The organism is Xanthomonas sp. D-109, from assembly GCF_017746095.1.
GTDB lineage: Bacteria > Pseudomonadota > Gammaproteobacteria > Xanthomonadales > Xanthomonadaceae > Xanthomonas_A > Xanthomonas_A sacchari.
On record NZ_JAGHWV010000014.1, the window covers coordinates 92879 to 108224 of the forward strand.

At 59.5% G+C, this 15346-nt stretch carries 12 protein-coding genes; 5 read left to right on the plus strand and 7 right to left on the minus strand.

What is annotated here, in order from left to right; translation table 11 throughout:
* Window positions 1-2 precede the first annotated feature (2 nt).
* From J7357_RS14785 to J7357_RS14805, 5 genes are read left to right on the plus strand one after another with little or no spacing between them, the layout of a single operon-like run.
* Window positions 3-731, plus strand: a complete 729-nt coding sequence (locus J7357_RS14785; RefSeq protein ID WP_209247593.1) for an SDR family oxidoreductase — start codon at window positions 3-5, stop codon at window positions 729-731.
* Between the two features lies 1 nt (window position 732).
* Window positions 733-1677: an NAD-dependent epimerase/dehydratase family protein gene (locus J7357_RS14790; protein WP_209247595.1), complete on the plus strand. Its 945-nt coding sequence runs from the start codon at window positions 733-735 to the stop codon at window positions 1675-1677.
* A gap of 23 nt (window positions 1678-1700) precedes the next feature.
* Window positions 1701-2999, plus strand: coding sequence for an NAD(P)/FAD-dependent oxidoreductase (locus J7357_RS14795; RefSeq protein WP_209247597.1), 1299 nt, complete (start codon window positions 1701-1703; stop codon window positions 2997-2999).
* Window positions 2996-3400, plus strand: a complete 405-nt coding sequence (locus J7357_RS14800) for a GtrA family protein (protein WP_010340217.1) — start codon at window positions 2996-2998, stop codon at window positions 3398-3400. Before J7357_RS14795 ends, J7357_RS14800 begins: the two co-directional genes overlap by 4 nt.
* Window positions 3401-3449: 49 nt before the next feature.
* On the plus strand, window positions 3450-5420 hold the full coding sequence (locus J7357_RS14805) for a hypothetical protein (protein WP_244667552.1): 1971 nt from the start codon (window positions 3450-3452) through the stop codon (window positions 5418-5420).
* Window positions 5421-6027: 607 nt separating this feature from the next.
* Here J7357_RS14805 and J7357_RS14810 read toward each other — a convergent pair.
* Genes J7357_RS14810 through J7357_RS14840 form a run of 7 tightly spaced genes read right to left on the minus strand, consistent with a single transcriptional unit; the run spans window position 6028 to window position 15337 of the window.
* Window positions 6028-8493: a glycosyltransferase family 1 protein gene (locus J7357_RS14810; protein ID WP_244667553.1), complete on the minus strand. Its 2466-nt coding sequence runs from the start codon at window positions 8491-8493 to the stop codon at window positions 6028-6030.
* A 52-nt stretch (window positions 8494-8545) separates the two neighbouring features.
* On the minus strand, window positions 8546-9514 hold the full coding sequence (locus J7357_RS14815) for a GDP-mannose 4,6-dehydratase (protein ID WP_209247599.1): 969 nt from the start codon (window positions 9512-9514) through the stop codon (window positions 8546-8548).
* Window positions 9511-10431, minus strand: a complete 921-nt coding sequence (locus J7357_RS14820) for a GDP-mannose 4,6-dehydratase (protein ID WP_209247601.1) — start codon at window positions 10429-10431, stop codon at window positions 9511-9513. Before J7357_RS14820 ends, J7357_RS14815 begins: the two co-directional genes overlap by 4 nt.
* On the minus strand, window positions 10424-11929 hold the full coding sequence (locus tag J7357_RS14825) for a methyltransferase domain-containing protein (RefSeq protein ID WP_343237419.1): 1506 nt from the start codon (window positions 11927-11929) through the stop codon (window positions 10424-10426). The genes J7357_RS14820 and J7357_RS14825 overlap by 8 nt, the downstream gene beginning before the upstream one ends.
* Entirely contained in the window at window positions 11926-13170 is a 1245-nt protein-coding gene (locus tag J7357_RS14830) for an ABC transporter ATP-binding protein (RefSeq protein WP_209247603.1), read from the minus strand. The genes J7357_RS14825 and J7357_RS14830 overlap by 4 nt, the downstream gene beginning before the upstream one ends.
* The gene (locus tag J7357_RS14835; RefSeq protein ID WP_029561710.1) at window positions 13167-13958 is read right to left on the minus strand and encodes an ABC transporter permease; all 792 of its coding nucleotides are present in this window, start codon (window positions 13956-13958) and stop codon (window positions 13167-13169) included. The genes J7357_RS14830 and J7357_RS14835 overlap by 4 nt, the downstream gene beginning before the upstream one ends.
* The gene (locus tag J7357_RS14840; RefSeq protein WP_209247605.1) at window positions 13946-15337 is read right to left on the minus strand and encodes a glycosyltransferase family 4 protein; all 1392 of its coding nucleotides are present in this window, start codon (window positions 15335-15337) and stop codon (window positions 13946-13948) included. The genes J7357_RS14835 and J7357_RS14840 overlap by 13 nt, the downstream gene beginning before the upstream one ends.
* Between the last annotated feature and the right edge of the window lie 9 nt (window positions 15338-15346).

The window sequence follows — 15346 nt, forward strand, 5'->3', positions numbered from 1 at the left end:
ACATGCAACGCGTCCTCATCATCGGCGCCACCTCGGCCATCGCCGAGGCTACCGCCCGGCACTACGCTGCGCGCGGCGCGGCCCTCCACCTGCTCGGTCGCCAGGCCGCGCGCCTGGACGCGATCGCGTCGGACCTGTCGGCGCGCGGCGGCAAGGCCAGCGTCGGCGTGCTCGACGTCAACGACAGCGCCGGCCATGCCGCGGCCTTCGATGCCGCCTGGGCCGCGCTGGGTGGCGTGGACGTGGTGCTGATCGCCCACGGCACGCTGCCCGACCAGGCCGCGTGCGACGCCTCGGTCGAACTGTCGATGCGCGAGTTCGCCACCAACGGCACCTCGACCATCGCGCTGTGCGCCGCACTGGTGCCGCGCCTGCGCACGGGCGCGACGCTGGCGGTGATCTCGTCGGTGGCCGGCGACCGCGGCCGCGCCAGCAATTACCTGTACGGCAGCGCCAAGGCCGCGGTCAGCGCCTACCTGAGCGGCCTCGGCCAGCGCCTGCGCCCGGAGGGCATCAACGTGCTCACGATCAAGCCGGGTTTCGTCGATACGCCGATGACCGCCGCCTTCAAGAAGGGCGCGCTGTGGGCCAAGCCCGACCAGGTCGCCAAGGGCATCCTGCGCGCGGTCGACGGCCGCCGCGCGGTCGCCTACCTGCCCGGTTTCTGGTGGGCGATCATGTTCGTCATCAAATCCATTCCCGAATTCGTCTTCCGCAGGATCAAGCTCTGACATGACCGACAAACACGCCAAGATCGTCATTACCGGCGCCGCAGGCCTGGTCGGCCAGAACCTGATCGTCGAACTGGAGCAGCAGGGCTACACCCAGTTGGTGGCGATCGACAAGCATGCGCACAACCTGCAGATCCTGCGCGAACTGCATCCGGCCGTGCGCGTGGTCAAGGCGGATCTGGCCGAGCCTGGCGACTGGGCGCGCGAATTCGAGGGCGCGGCGTGCGTGGCCCAGTTGCACGCGCAGATCACCGGCAAGACCACCGACCTGTTCACCCGCAACAACCTGACCGCGACCGCGCACGTGCTCGATGCCTGCCGCGCGGCGAAGGTGCCGTACCTGGTGCACATCAGCTCCTCGGTGGTGAACTCGGTGGCCAAGGACGACTACACCAACACCAAACGCGCGCAGGAAGAGATGGTGGTCGCCAGCGGCCTGCGGCACTGCGTGCTGCGCCCGACCCTGATGTTCGGCTGGTTCGATCCCAAGCATCTGGGCTGGCTGTCGCGCTTCATGGCCAGGACGCCGGTGTTCCCGATCCCGGGCGATGGCCGCTTCATGCGCCAGCCGCTGTACGAGCGGGATTTCTGCCGCTGCATCGCCAAGTGCATCGAACGCGAACCGGATGGCGAGGTCTACGACATCGTAGGCGATACCCGCGTGGACTACGTCGACATCATCAAGACGATCAAGCGGGTCAAGAAGCTGCACACCCTGATCGTGCATATCCCGATCGGCTTCTTCGCCTTCCTGCTGCGCGTGTATTCGCTCTTCAGCTCCAAGCCGCCGTTCACCGCCGACCAGTTGAAGGCGCTCAGCGCCGGCGACGACTTCAAGGGCGTCGATACCGAAGCGGTGTTCGGCGTGCGCCAGACCCCGTTCGAAGACGCGATCCGCGAAAGCTATACCGACCCGCGCTACAGCCACATCGTGCTCAAGCGCTGAACCGTCCTACGAGACTTGGAACTATGAGTACATTCGCGATTGTCGGCAGCGGCCCCATGGGCCTGATGGCTGCCATGGAACTGCTGAAGAAGGGCCACCAGGTCGACGTCTACGAACGCGACGACCGCATCGGCGGCATGTCCGCGGACTTCGATTTCGACGGCCTGCGCATCGAGCGCTACTACCACTTCATCTGCAAGACCGATTTCCCGCTGTTCAAGCTGCTCGAGGACCTGAAGCTGTCCGACCGCTTGCACTGGACGGACACCAAGATGGGGTATTACTACCAGGGCAAGCTGCACAAGTGGGGAACGCCGTTCGCGCTGCTCGGCTTCCCGCACCTGGGCCTGGTCGACAAGATCCGCTATGCCCTGCATGTCATGCACACCAAGGGCATCAGCGACTGGACCGCGCTGGACAAGGAGAACGCGCGCGACTGGATCACCCGCTGGATCGGCCCCAAGGCCTACAAGGTGATGTGGGAGAAGGCCTTCGCGCTGAAGTTCTTCGAGTACCAGAACGACCTGTCCGCGTCGTGGATCGGTACCCGTATCAAGCGCGTGGCGCTGTCGCGCCGCAATCTGTTCAACGAAAGCATGGGCTATCTGGAAGGCGGCTCGGCCGTGCTGCTGGAACGCATGGCCGCGGAAGTGACGCGTCTGGGCGGACACATCCTGCTGTCGCAACCGATCGAAGAGGTCGCCTCGGTCGACGGCAAGGTCACCGGCATCCGCACCCGCGACGGCCATCATGCCTACGATGGCGTGGTGTCGACCGCACCGATCCAGTACGTACCTGGCATGGTGCCCGGCCTGCCCAAGACCTTCGCCGACCAGGTCGCCGCGATCGAGAACATCCCGGTCGCCTGCGTGATCCTGAAGCTGTCAAAGCCGGTCAGCGAGAACTTCTGGATGAACATCAGCGACGACCGGATCGCCATCCCCGGCCTGATCGAGTACAGCAACCTCAATCCCGGCAAGGGCCCCGGCGAGCACATCGTGTATGCGCCCTACTACATGCCCAAGACCCATCCGAAGTGGCAATGGAGCAACCAGCAGCTGATCGACGAAGTCATCAGCTACCTGCCGATGATCAATCCGGACTTCAAGCCGGAGTGGATCCGCGCCACCCATTGCCATCGCTACGAGTACGCGCAGACCATCTGCCCGCCTGGTTTCCAGGACATGCTGCCGCCGATGAAGACGCCGCTGGAAGGCTTCTACATGGCCGATACGGCGTATTACTACCCGGAAGATCGCTCGATCAATGAGAGCATTGCAGTAGGGAGCCAGCTCGCGCGAACGGCGCTGTCGCAGGCATGATCAGTCGTCAGTTCATCGGCTTTGTGGTCGTGGGAGGCATTGCTGCCGCGGCCAACTTTTCCTCGCGAATCCTCCTGAGCCATTGGCTTGCTTATGTCCCCGCTATCGCGCTGGCCTACCTGATTGGCATGACGATCGCGTTCGTGCTTAACCGCCAGTTCGTGTTCAAAAAAGCGGGAAACGCGCTGCATAAGCAGGCGTTCTGGTTCGTGACCGTGAACATACTCGCCATATTGCAGACGATCGCGATCAGCTTGCTGCTGGCACGCTGGCTTTTCCCATCAGTCGGGTTCAATTTTTATCCCGAAGCCGTTGCACACGCCGTGGGCGTGATCACTCCCATCTTCACGAGCTTTATTGGGCACAAGCATCTGAGCTTCAAGATCGCCTCACCGCAATGAACGCGCCTCGTTGAATTCGCCCTTCACCGATATCATAAATACGATGCTCATGAAATATACCAATGCCCTCCTTTTCCCCAAAGGGCCATCCACAAGTAGCTTGACCAAGCCAGATCTGCGGATGATCTTCTTTACCGCGTTCGTGGTGATCCTGTGCACCCAGTTCGTCGGAACATTCCAGTTCCTTTTTGGCCCCGCAGTCCTTGAATCCGGCGACTTCGCGGCGAATGGCCTGCAGATTGCCAACGCAGGAGCGTTGAAGGAGCTGCTGGGAAACTATTCTCGCTGGCACTTCCACCACCCTGGCCCGGCATTCTTCTACGTCTATGCGCTCGGCGAACTGGTCTTTTTCAAGCTTTTACACCTGGTAAACAGCCCGCATCAAGCGCATGTCCTGGCTGGCATACTCCTGCAGAGCTTTTTTGTGGCCCTCTCGGCCAGCCTCTGTGCGCTCGTGTGCGACTCCAAGCGGGCTGCAAGCACCTTGGTACTGGCTGTTATCGTCGTCCTCGGCCTGACGACCTTCGGAAGTCTCTCAAGCATCTGGCCGCCTCACGTTCTGTTCGGACCGTTTCTTCTGCTGGTGATTGCGGCAGCCGCAGCATCTAGAGGAAAGGATTCGGGTCTAATCGCGCTGGCGCTTGCCTTCGGATTCTGCGTACATGGACACATAGCGCAGGCGGCACTGGTCATTCCCGTTGCCGCTTATGGAACCGTCGGCTGGATCCTGAGCACGGGTAAGAATTGGCGACCGCATGCTCGGACGCTGACGTGGCTGCTTGTGATGTCGTTCATTTTTGCGCTCCCCATTCTCATTAACGCGATCTTTATAAGGCCATCCAATATCCAGGAAGTTCTTGCCTACCTACACGCCAACCAAGATCCGCGCCCATCTTTTCCTTCCGCCCTGCGCTACATCCTGGGTTTCTGGCTGTTTGACGCGTATCCAGAGGCCGCCGCAAGCAACAATGTCACATTGGCAAGCGCGTGGCCTGCAGCTGTTTTTCTGTGCATCTCCGCTCTAGCGATTCTCTTTGGCCCCCTGCGTCAGCGAACTCACGGGTACAGGAATGTGGCACTCGCCGCTGTGATCGCATTGGTCATGTCCATATTCTGGGCCACGCGTATTACAGGCCCTCTCTATGAATTCAACTCGTTTTATGTCTACGCCTTGGTCGCCATCAGCTTCTTCCTGATCATGGAAGGAGCCGCAGCGCTACTACAGAAGTACGCGAAACCCATCGCCCCCGCAGTTTTTTTGCTTGCTGGGGTTTTCATTATCTTGAGTTACAAACCCCACCCGGCATTCTCGAGCGCGGAAACATATACGCTTCCGTCTCAGATCATGCCCTCCGCGAAGGGGAAAACCGTGCTCGTTGATGTGACAACTGAGTCATGGCCCATGACGACCGCACTGGTGCTTGAGCTGGTCCGTGAAGGCGCATCGGTCTACGTGAACCGCGACTGGGAGTTCATGTTCGGGAAACAGCACTCCCTTGATCTTTTATCGCTCAACACGGTTTCCAGCCCCATATTCATCAATCCGCGCAGCGGGGAGAATCCCCCGAAGCAATCGCCGCTCAACCTGGATGCATTTTGCGTACCAGCAATGGCTCAAAAAATGTACGCAGGAGACCACGCCATCGGCGAGGCTATTAGGGACTGTTCTATCGCTTCGTTTTCAACCACTGAACCGACAGGCGATTTCGTTTACTCCCTGGGAAGTGGCGCCGCCCTGCAGTTCAAAGCGCATCGAGGCGATCGCATGACCTTACAAGTTGCGCCCTTCCTAGGAGGAAACATCAAGGAGCAACAGGTTGAAGTCCTGCTCTCTGGTAAGCAGATCTACTCCGCTACGCTGAAGGGTTCCGCTTCCGTGGAAGCCACACTTGATTGTGACTTGTGCACACTCGAAATCAGAACGCCAAATGCGTTTAGCCCTGTTTCCGCTGGGATTGGCGGGGATGGGCGACAACTCGGCTTTGCATTGCAGCGACTCGCTATCGAGCCAGTCCACTGAGTAACGCGACGTCGGCGGCGCCTGCTTTTGCGATCGCCGCCGACGTCATTTGCCTGACTAGCCAGATGACTTACTCGCTCAGTAAAAGGGCGCCATGCATGCCAAGCAGGGTTCATCTGGATCTGATACGACAATCGGATAGCTTTTCGGAAGGGCATCACCCAGAAAACTGATGGTGGAAAAACTGCATCCATTCCGATCATGCAGACCACATTTCGGGTAGGAATTGGATTTTCCAATCATCAATGCCGGCGGCACATTGCTCAAGTGGGGCGCTGTTCGAATCCATCGACAGTAAATAGCGCCTGTTATTAGCGCGGCTCGCAAGAACACCATGTCATGGACGCATACTGAAGCGTCCCAGCACCTTGTGAAAAAATATGGTGTTTGATGACATGAACGACCAGCGCCAGATCTACAACAGCGCCGTGATGGAAGAGCGATTAACCGACCCAACGGCGAAGCGAAGCTCTGTCCCGGCCATCGATTTACATCCGAGCACGGTTGTCGGGTAATCCTTTCTCGCGGCCATTCCTCCGGGAATGGCTGCGAGCCGAACTGAAATTCAAAGGAGTACCGGGCGGCTCCTCTAGCGCCAAGGCGCGCTCTAATACAGCAACTTCTCCATCAATCCACGCGACGATTCGCGCCACGTCAAAGTCCGGATATCGGCCGGCACCTTCCACCCATCAGCCACACCGCGTTCGATTTCAGCTGCCAGCGCCTCTGCATCACCTACCGGGAAGTAGCTTGCCTCCTCGCCCGCGATCTCCTTGAAAACGTCGAGATCGCTGAGCAAAAGCGGCTTGCCGCGACTACCTGCTTCTACCACGGGCAAACCAAACCCTTCCGCGATCGACGCCTGAACCAAGACGTCCACCCTGTCCATCAAATGGTGAAGGTCCGTATCGGAAACTCCCTGCAACCAGAAAAGTCGCGTGCCCAATTGCGGATGCGATTTGAGTTGCAGCACAAGCTCTTCGACATTCCATCCATGCTTGCCGACGATGGCCAACGCGACATCACCGCCACGTGCCCACACTTTTTCGAAGGCAGCAAGGATAGTGGCGTAGTCCTTACGCGGTTCGACCGTACCAATTGCCAGGACCAACGGTCTGGCCCCTAATCCTTCCAGCAGCGAAGCAATCGTTTCTGAAGCGTGGCCGACGACCTGGCCAGACTCCAGATCGCTGCCCAGGTGCATCGCACGCGTCCAGGGTCTTGCCACCGGATGAGCAGGCTGCTCATCCAGGAAGCGCTCAAGATCCTGCCGCGTCGCCTCAGAAATGCAGACAAACCCATCCGCAGTGGCGGCAGCATGCTCAAGCCATCTCCGGAAGGCCGGCGGCATGCCAGGATCGCAGGTGTGTGGCACCAGCAAGGGGATCAGATCGTAGACCATCCAGACTACCTCGCCGCCTGCAGCCGCCACCTGTGCATGCAGGGCATCGAATCGTTCCGGACTCCACCACGACGAATCGAGCATCAACAGCAGATCGTTCGGCTTCACCGCAACTCGCATGCCGGCGTTGACCGTGTCAATTGGCATACCCAAGTGGCTGGAGGCGTAGTCACTTGCGTATAGGATGCCGTGCTCAGTCCAGCAAATAGGCTGAACCTCCACCTGGGCATCTTCAGCTAGCGCATGAAGGCCGGCGCAATAATTGCGGACAACACGCTGAATGCCGCTGCGTGCATCCAGTCGCACCACCTCGCTGACATCAACTAGTATTCGGCGCCGACCTCGCGCAGCGGCGGCTGTCAGGCTTCCCTCCAAAGAGCCACCCGCATCGGGCGCAGCAATAAGAAGCTCTGACCAGGCATCGATGTCGTCCTGCGTCACTCGCAAGCGGTCGAACTCGTCGACCTTTCCAAACTGAGGCTGCGCCGCTTTCGCTTCGCCTGCCAGAGTCCGCATCGCCGTGAGCGCGGTTTCAGCACAGGACGCCCAGTCATACTTCCAAGCATGAGCCTTGACGCCGGAAACCAACACCTCGCGAAAGGCCACATCTTCCAGCGCGGCTTCAAGAAGCGATGCAGCCGCGTCGATGTCGTGCGGGTCGAACAGGCAACGCGGATCGTGCACGACTTCAGGCAGACTGCCTGTGTTGGCACTTAAAACAGGCGCACCAAACGCCATTGCCTCAAGCACAGGAAGACCAAAGCCCTCATAAAACGAAGGAAAATAGAACACTCGACACGCCCGGTACAATGTCGCCAACTCGACATCGTCGACCCGGCCAAGCACGCGCACCCGCGGTGCTATCTGCGAGAAGGCCCCTGCGAGCGCCTCTTTGACATCCGTACCGACTTGGGTGAGTACAAGCAGATATTTCTTCTGGAGGCTACGCGGCAACCGTGCGAACGCCTCGACCGCCCCCATGGTGTTCTTGCGCCAGTCCCCGTTGCCGACCATCAGCACGAAGGGCGCGTCGATGCCCCGACGCGCCAAGATGGTCTCATCCACAGGTAAATCGGCCTGCGCAATGGCAAGCATGTCCGGATCGAGTCCGGCATTGATTATGTGAATCTTTTCTGGAGAAATACCCAGTTTCTCGATCAAATCTACGCGTGTAGCTTGTGAGATGGACAAAAAACAATCGAATTTACTGAAGCTCTCACACTTGCGCGGATACCATTCAGCCAAAAACGGATCCGGCTCAAGATAACGATCGGGGTAAAGCAGCGGTATCACATCGTATGCAATGACGGCCGTTCCGGGTCGTGGATCTGCTGCCCAGTCAATTGCGGTTGTGTAGCTGCCACGCGTTTCAAAGTGGCTGGTATGCAACAGTGCATCCACACCCAATGATTCGAAGAATCTGCCACGAAGACGAGCGGCACTTTGCATCCGCAGCGCATCATGATCGACAAAAGCGTTTGTGGGGTAGTGCATCACTGTCGTTGCCGCACGCACATACTGATGGCGCAGGCGCGATCGCGCTTGACGCAGACGCGAAGGGTCCGCGCCATCAAGCGCCAACAGGATCTCGTCGTCCTGACGCTGACGCACCATTTCGGCAACTAAGTTGTCAGCATACCTGCCGATGCCGCGATCGCGAGAATCGGTCAAGCACGCCTGCATGTCGATAGCTAGACGCACCGTACTCCCCCTACTTAGTCGTTCAGATGGAGAGTCGACGCATATCCGCGTCCACCATCATTGTGATCAGCTGTTCCAGGGAGGTCTTGGGCTTCCAACCAAGCTTCTCCATCGCCTTACCAGGATTTCCGAGCAGCACGTCCACCTCGGCCGGACGGAAAAACTTCTCGTCGATCACCAAGTGATCGTCCATGTTCAGGCCTACGTGGCCAAAGGCGATTTTGCACATGTCGCGCACCGTCGTGGTGAGGCCGGTGGCAACCACATAGTCGCCGCCTTCCGCCTGCTGCGTCATCAGCCACATCGCCTCGACGTAGTCTCCGGCAAAGCCCCAATCTCGCTTCGCGTCGATATTACCAAGGCGCAGTTGGCGCTGCTTGCCCAGCTTGATCCGAGCCACGGCGTCGGTGACCTTGCGGGTCACGAACTCGATACCCCGCAGCGGGGACTCGTGGTTGAAAAGGATGCCGCTCGAAGCATGCATTCCAAAGCTCTCGCGGTAGTTCACCGTCGCCCAGTGCGCCATCAACTTCGCAACGCCGTATGGGCTGCGCGGATAGAAGGGCGTCGACTCGCTCTGCATCTCGGCCTGGATCAGGCCAAACATCTCGCTGGTGGATGCCTGGTAGAAATGGGCTTTGTCATTGACAATGCGCACGGCCTCAAGCACGTTGAGCGCGCCAACTCCATCGACCTGGGCCGTCAGGATCGGCTGCTGCCAAGACGACCCGACGAAGCTCTGGGCACCAAGGTTGTAAACCTCGTCGGCCTTGGACACATGCATGGCGCGAATAAGCGAGGACAGGTCCGTCAGATCGCCATCGAGCAGGACGACGTCATTGGCAATCTCCAATTCGCGCAGGCGCCACAGCGTGTCGCTGCTGCGCCGGGCAAGGATGCCATACACCTTGTAGCCTTTGGACAGCAAAAGCCGGGATAGGTAGGCACCATCCTGGCCGGTGATCCCAGTGATCAGAGCGTTCTTACTCATTGATTTTTCCTTGCATGTTCGAGAATTTCAGACAGCGTTGATTGTATGTCGAAAGCTTGGGCCCAGCCGGTATCGCGCTGGAGTTTTGCCGAACTGGCCACCATGCGCCTCTGCTCGGCCGGTCGCATCTTGGCGGGGTCCTGGCGGACTTCCACTTCGATGCCGGTGAGACGGCACATTTCAACGAGCAAATCGCGGACGCGGCGCTCTACGCCAGACGCAACAATATAGGTTTCGCCGGACTTGCCACGCGCCAGCAAAGAAGCATAGGCCGAGACGACATCGCGCACATCGCTGAAATCGCGCGTCGTATCGATATCCCCAGCTTCGATCACCGGAGGCTGCCGCCCCGCAGCAATGGCGACCACCTGCCTGGCGAGAGAAGAAAGCACGAAACGATCATTTTGGCCAGCGCCCACGTGATTGAATGGGCGCGCAATCACCACGTCGAGCTTTTCGCTGCGGTGCCACTGCAGGCAGAGTTGCTCGGCGGCCCATTTACTGACGGCATACGGGTTGCGGGGCTCCGGCAAGAGCGCCTCGTCGACAGGGAGATTGGACTCGGGCACGCGCCCGTAGATATCACCGGAGCTGACATACAAGAACCGCCCGGTGAAGCCTTTTCGAGCAAGTGCCTGAAGCAGATGCAGCGTGCCGATCAAGTTGATCTGCAGCGTCTCCTCAGGGTCGTCGAACGACTGCGGTACGAAGCTCTGTGCAGCGAGGTGGATTACCGCATCAGGGCACGCGTCACCCAATGCACTTTCGGTTGCGGCCATATCGCGCAAGTCGGTTCCGGCCTGCAACAGCACGGCCTCGACATCACCAAAGTACCCATGAGCCACGGCATCCAGCAGATGCTTTCCGACAAACCCGCCGGCACCGGTGACAAGAAGCTTCTTGCGAACATCATTCATGTGAATTTTCCCCACGATGGGCAACGATCGCGTAGTCGGGAGCGACGTGCGTGCGTGCGATGAGGCTGTTGACAGAGGGCGATCCAGGCAGAGCGTCGGGAAGCAGAGAGGGGGCGCTCAACTCGCGCGCCTCGCTGAGCCGCTCGATCCTTGCATCCGGATAACCACGCGCCTCGACGACCCAACGCAACATCTCTGGCGGCAGTGGATTGCGATGGGTGGGATCCATGTAGAAATAGATCGTCGCCACATCCAGATTCTCGGGATTCGGCGTTTCCAGGATCAACAGGCCGCCGGGCCGCAACACGTGACGACACACGTCAAGGAATTCCACAACACGGTCAAATGGCAAGTGCTCGACCAAGTGCATCGAGGTGACCGCGCCAACGCTGCCCGCAGGCATGGCGCGGAGCACGTCGACTGCATCCCCCTCGATCACATCCAAACCTCGCGCCGTCGCATCATTGGCGAAACGTGAACTGAGGTCGACGCCGCGCGCATGCAGTCCTTCGTCACGCAACAATGCGAGCCACTCCCCACGCCCACAGCCAACGTCGATGACCGGGGCCTCCAACGTCCCCGCGCCGCACTCGCGAACGAACTGCAAATAGGGACGTGCACGCGCCTGAATCAGCGACTCGGGTCCACGGAAACGATCTTCGAAAGATGCATAGAGCGCGTCCAACTGTGGCGCAAGAGCGGCACGCCGCGCTTCCTCCTCAGCCAGTTGGCCTTCGCGCGCCTCCAGACGCGACAGGATTGCCTGATCACGCTCCAGGCGCGCGGGCAGCTCTCGCGCAAAACTTGCAATCTCGACAAGCGAGGACACGTTGGATTGCACCAGAATCTCCAGCGCCTTGCGAGCCTCCCGCAACGCAGAGAGCTCATGCTCGATCGCCTCAAGCCGGCCACCCGCCTCAAGGACAACATGATTGACGTGCCGCCCCAATCGATGAACCTCGCGCGCTCCGCGCACCTCCAGCCAGTCCAATTGTTTTCCGCGACGCCCTAGGCAGAGCAGCTCATAGGCCCAGGAGAGAATGGGACCCACCAGCGGCTTGCGCTTCCAGCGATGCAGCAACCAGGCAAGACGCAACCCACGTACTGGTACGCCGACGGCCATGCCCTCGGGCGAAAAGCGCAGCGAGGCGATGACTTCCAGCTTGGTCTGCGCACCTCGACGTATCGCTTCGATATTTCCGAGAAACCCGGCCGAGTCCGGCGCACGACGCAACAGCACACGATATGCATTGCTGACGAAGTCGGCATCGTCTTGAGAAAGCAGATCGGCCAAGTCATAGACTTCTCGCGGCGGCGTTGCGGGTGCGGCCGCAGTCCATATTTCAAAGTTTTCCGGCCAAAACAGGGAATCGACGCCGGTGACTCCGGTTGCCGTTTTTCTGAGTACGGCCGTATTGATCTTCCGCAGGATCTCGCCCACGCTCATTTCCATCAGCGCTGGCGAGGAGGTGACAACGGGCTTCGGCTGCGGCGTCACGGCAAGTGCTCTCCGCGCGGGACTTCGATCGACAGGATTGGTGGAATCCAGGCAGTACCAACAAAGGTATCGTGGCGGATATTGGCGACATTGAACACCAAGGCCAAGTCGCGCCAATGGTAATTCTTGACCAAATGGGTTTCGGCGCTAGCCAACGCCACAGAGACCGAGTACGTCCCAGGGCCTAGGTTCATCGGGAAGCGCGCCTCGGCGATTAATTGATCCCCCGCCTGCAGCCGCTCTTGAGTCTGGCCGGTGTGGTGGGTATTCGTGCCGAAAACCGGCTGGCCCAGACGATCCTTGATCATGTAGCCGAGCACGAGCCGGTCGATAGGCTCGTGAACGCGAATCTTGTAGCGCAGGGTCACCGCATCGCCCACGCCAACATACTCAACTGGATCACCCGCCTCGTCGAGAAGTTGAATCGACTCAAACACTGCCTCGCCAGTGCCCGATTCGGTCGCCGTACGACCGTCATCGGTACTTGCAGTCCTGACGCTCTTATTTTCCTTTTCGGCAATCAGGGCGTTGTAGTAATCCATGACTTCCTGCGGATCGCCATCTTTGATCAGCCGCCCCCCCTCGATCAACAGCGCGCGATCGCACAAGGCCTGAATGGCTCCAGGATCATGGGAAACAATCAGTAACGTCGTGCCGGCCTCACGAAACTCACGTATCCGCTTGAAGCACTTGTGTACGAAGTACGAGTCTCCGACCGATAACGCCTCGTCGACAATCAGGGTCTCCGGCCGCACAGCAGTCGCCACACTGAAGGCCACGCGCATTTGCATGCCGCTCGAGTAGGCACGGATCGGCTGGTCGAAGTACTCGCCAACCTCGGCAAACTCCTCGATCGATTCGAGCATCGATTCAATTTCATGGCTCGATGTCCCCATCAGGCCGAGAGCATGGCGGGCGTTCTCGCGACCGGTTAGCTCTGCATTGAAACCCAGTCCAAGCTCCAGAAGCGCCGAAATGCGCCCATTGGCCGTCAAAGAACCTTCGTTTGGGCGGACGGTCCCCGTGATGATCTTGAGCAACGTGCTCTTGCCAGCGCCGTTCTGTCCGACCAGGCCCACGGCTTCACCGCGTCCAATCCGGAATGAGATATTCCGCAGCACCCAATGCTCGGACTGCGGCTTGACGGGAATGCCGAACCAACTGGCGAAGCGCTGCAGTTCGCTCCCGTAACTTCGGTAGCACTTACCCACTCCATCGACAACCAGTACCGAATTGCTCATAGCGCATCCACCATCTCGGCCGAAGCGCGCCGAAAAACGAAAAACGAAAGGGCCAGTGCGACCAATGCACAAACGGCCGGATAGACAAGCGAGTTCTGCGGCGCACGACCATAAAGGAAGATGTCGTGGTATCCAGTCGCCAGTGCGGCGACAGGATTGAGTCGCAGGATCGCCTGGAACCTTTCAGGAACGACCTGTGCGGGATACGCAATCGGCGTCATCCAGAACCAGAACTGCATCACCACCGCCATGATCTGGCCGATGTCGCGTGCAAACACGTTGAGCGTACCGAGGAGCAGGCCGACTCCGGTCGCCAATGCGACGTTGATCAGCAGCAACAAGGGCAACCACAGCAGCGCCGGTGTCAGCGAGACGCCCAAGATCGGCACCAGCACCAAGATGACGGCGAGCAAGGCGACGTTAGTGACCAGCGCCGAACCGACCGCGACCAACGGCAAACTGATCCGCGGAAACTGCATCTTTTTGAGCAGCGAGCCATTGTCGATGAAAACGGTGAGGCAACGCTGCACGATCTCGGCGAAAGCGGACCAGCACAAGAGACCAGAAAGCAGGTAGACCGCGAAAGCGAAGCGATTGTCGACGCCAGGCAGCTTGGCCGCGAGGACGTTCGATAGCACGACCGCGAAAATCAATGCCTGCGCCAATGGCTGCAGAACGATCCAGAGGGTGCCCAGCTTGCTACGTGCAAGCCTGGAGCGGAAATCGTTGGCGATCGACGAGGCGATGAAGCCCCGGTAGCGCCATGCTGCCGCAATCAATGATGACATGAGGTATCCGTATCGTAATAAGAATGTATCGCCGGACCGGCGGCAAGTTCGCGCAAGCGAGTCTCGATGACGAGGGCAGCGCGCTGCGGCGAAAGAAGTGCACCAACGGACTCCGCCGCACGCTGTCCGATTTCCATTGCTTCGGCCGGGTTGTCGGCAAGCCTTTGCATGAACGCGGCCGCCTCTTCCAAGCTGGGTTCGGCCCAAACATCGCCTGGCTCGTGTGGATACTCGCCCTCGCGCACGGGCACGAGCCGATATCCCACAAGCATCGCGTTGCCCGTCTCCATGAAGTCCAGGTTACCCGACCAGGCTGTCGCAATCACCGGCTTACCCATCGCCATGCACTCCGCCAACCCCAAACCGAAGCCCTCGGCCCGATGCAGCGAGACATACGCATCGCAGCAGCGCTGCAACGCATAAACATGAGCACGATCAATCACTTCGTCGCGCACGATGATCCGCGGGTCGGTCGCCGCCTCGTTGAGCAAGCGCCGAAACCAATCCTGGTGGCGATAGCCATTGCTGGATTTCACCAGTAGGCACACATCATCACGTCCTTGCGGAAACGCACGCTTGAACGCCGCAATCGCGGCATAGGGATTCTTGCGCTCAACCCAGGAGTTGAAGTCGAAGGTCGTCAGAAAGATGAATTTACCTTCTTCGAGCCCAAAATCTGCGCGTTGCAGACCGCTGTCGCCAATGGCCGACAGTGGCTGTGGTGCGCGCAAGATCGGCTTGTCCGTGACCTTGGAGAATGCATCTTCAATGAAGCGACTGGCAACCATGATTTCGTCGACCAAGCCAATTGCGGGAAGCCAAGCCTCAGGGACGCGCTCGAGCTCCCAGAACCAACAGGCGATCAGATGTTTTCCCGAGAGACGCTCGACGCCTACGAAATCGAGTGCCCGCTCCAGATAATCGGGATTAACAAACATAATACTGACTGGATATGGCAGATCATCGCCAATCCATGCATCCAAACTGTGGTCATCCCAGCCATGCGGCAGACTCAGGTCGATATCGAACAATCGCACCGGCAACCCAGCCTCGATCAGCGCACGCGCGTACATGCGCAGACTCTCGCCCAAGCCAAACTGTCCGCGGACATAGCCAAGAATATTGACCCCCGGGCCAGCAGTAGCCTGCATCGGTGCGACTGGGCCGGCAACCACCGACGGTAACGGGATATCCCATGCAGGCGTCCGCGCAAAACGCGCGCTCTCGGCGGACGGCGCCGATAGCAGCCGGGCGGCGCCCACACGCCAGGAAAGTGGCAATTTACGATAGAGCACGCCCAGCCCGCTACGCTGCCTGATCCAGGCAGATAGATTGAGCAAAAGCAGGCCTTTCGGCCCGCGCCGGCGAAAGTCATTCACCGGAGGGGC

Bases quoted from the DNA above. Each gene is read 5' to 3' on its own strand.
- J7357_RS14815 (WP_209247599.1), bottom strand. From the start codon at position 9,514: ATGAGTAAGAACGCTCTGATCACTGGGATCACCGGCCAGGATGGTGCC.
- J7357_RS14820 (WP_209247601.1), bottom strand. From the start codon at position 10,431: ATGAATGATGTTCGCAAGAAGCTTCTTGTCACCGGTGCCGGCGGGTTT.
- J7357_RS14790 (WP_209247595.1), top strand. From the start codon at position 733: ATGACCGACAAACACGCCAAGATCGTCATTACCGGCGCCGCAGGCCTG.
- J7357_RS14800 (WP_010340217.1), top strand. From the start codon at position 2,996: ATGATCAGTCGTCAGTTCATCGGCTTTGTGGTCGTGGGAGGCATTGCT.
- J7357_RS14795 (WP_209247597.1), top strand. From the start codon at position 1,701: ATGAGTACATTCGCGATTGTCGGCAGCGGCCCCATGGGCCTGATGGCT.
- J7357_RS14805 (WP_244667552.1), top strand. From the start codon at position 3,450: ATGAAATATACCAATGCCCTCCTTTTCCCCAAAGGGCCATCCACAAGT.
- J7357_RS14785 (WP_209247593.1), top strand. From the start codon at position 3: ATGCAACGCGTCCTCATCATCGGCGCCACCTCGGCCATCGCCGAGGCT.
- J7357_RS14835 (WP_029561710.1), bottom strand. From the start codon at position 13,958: ATGTCATCATTGATTGCGGCAGCATGGCGCTACCGGGGCTTCATCGCC.
- J7357_RS14830 (WP_209247603.1), bottom strand. From the start codon at position 13,170: ATGAGCAATTCGGTACTGGTTGTCGATGGAGTGGGTAAGTGCTACCGA.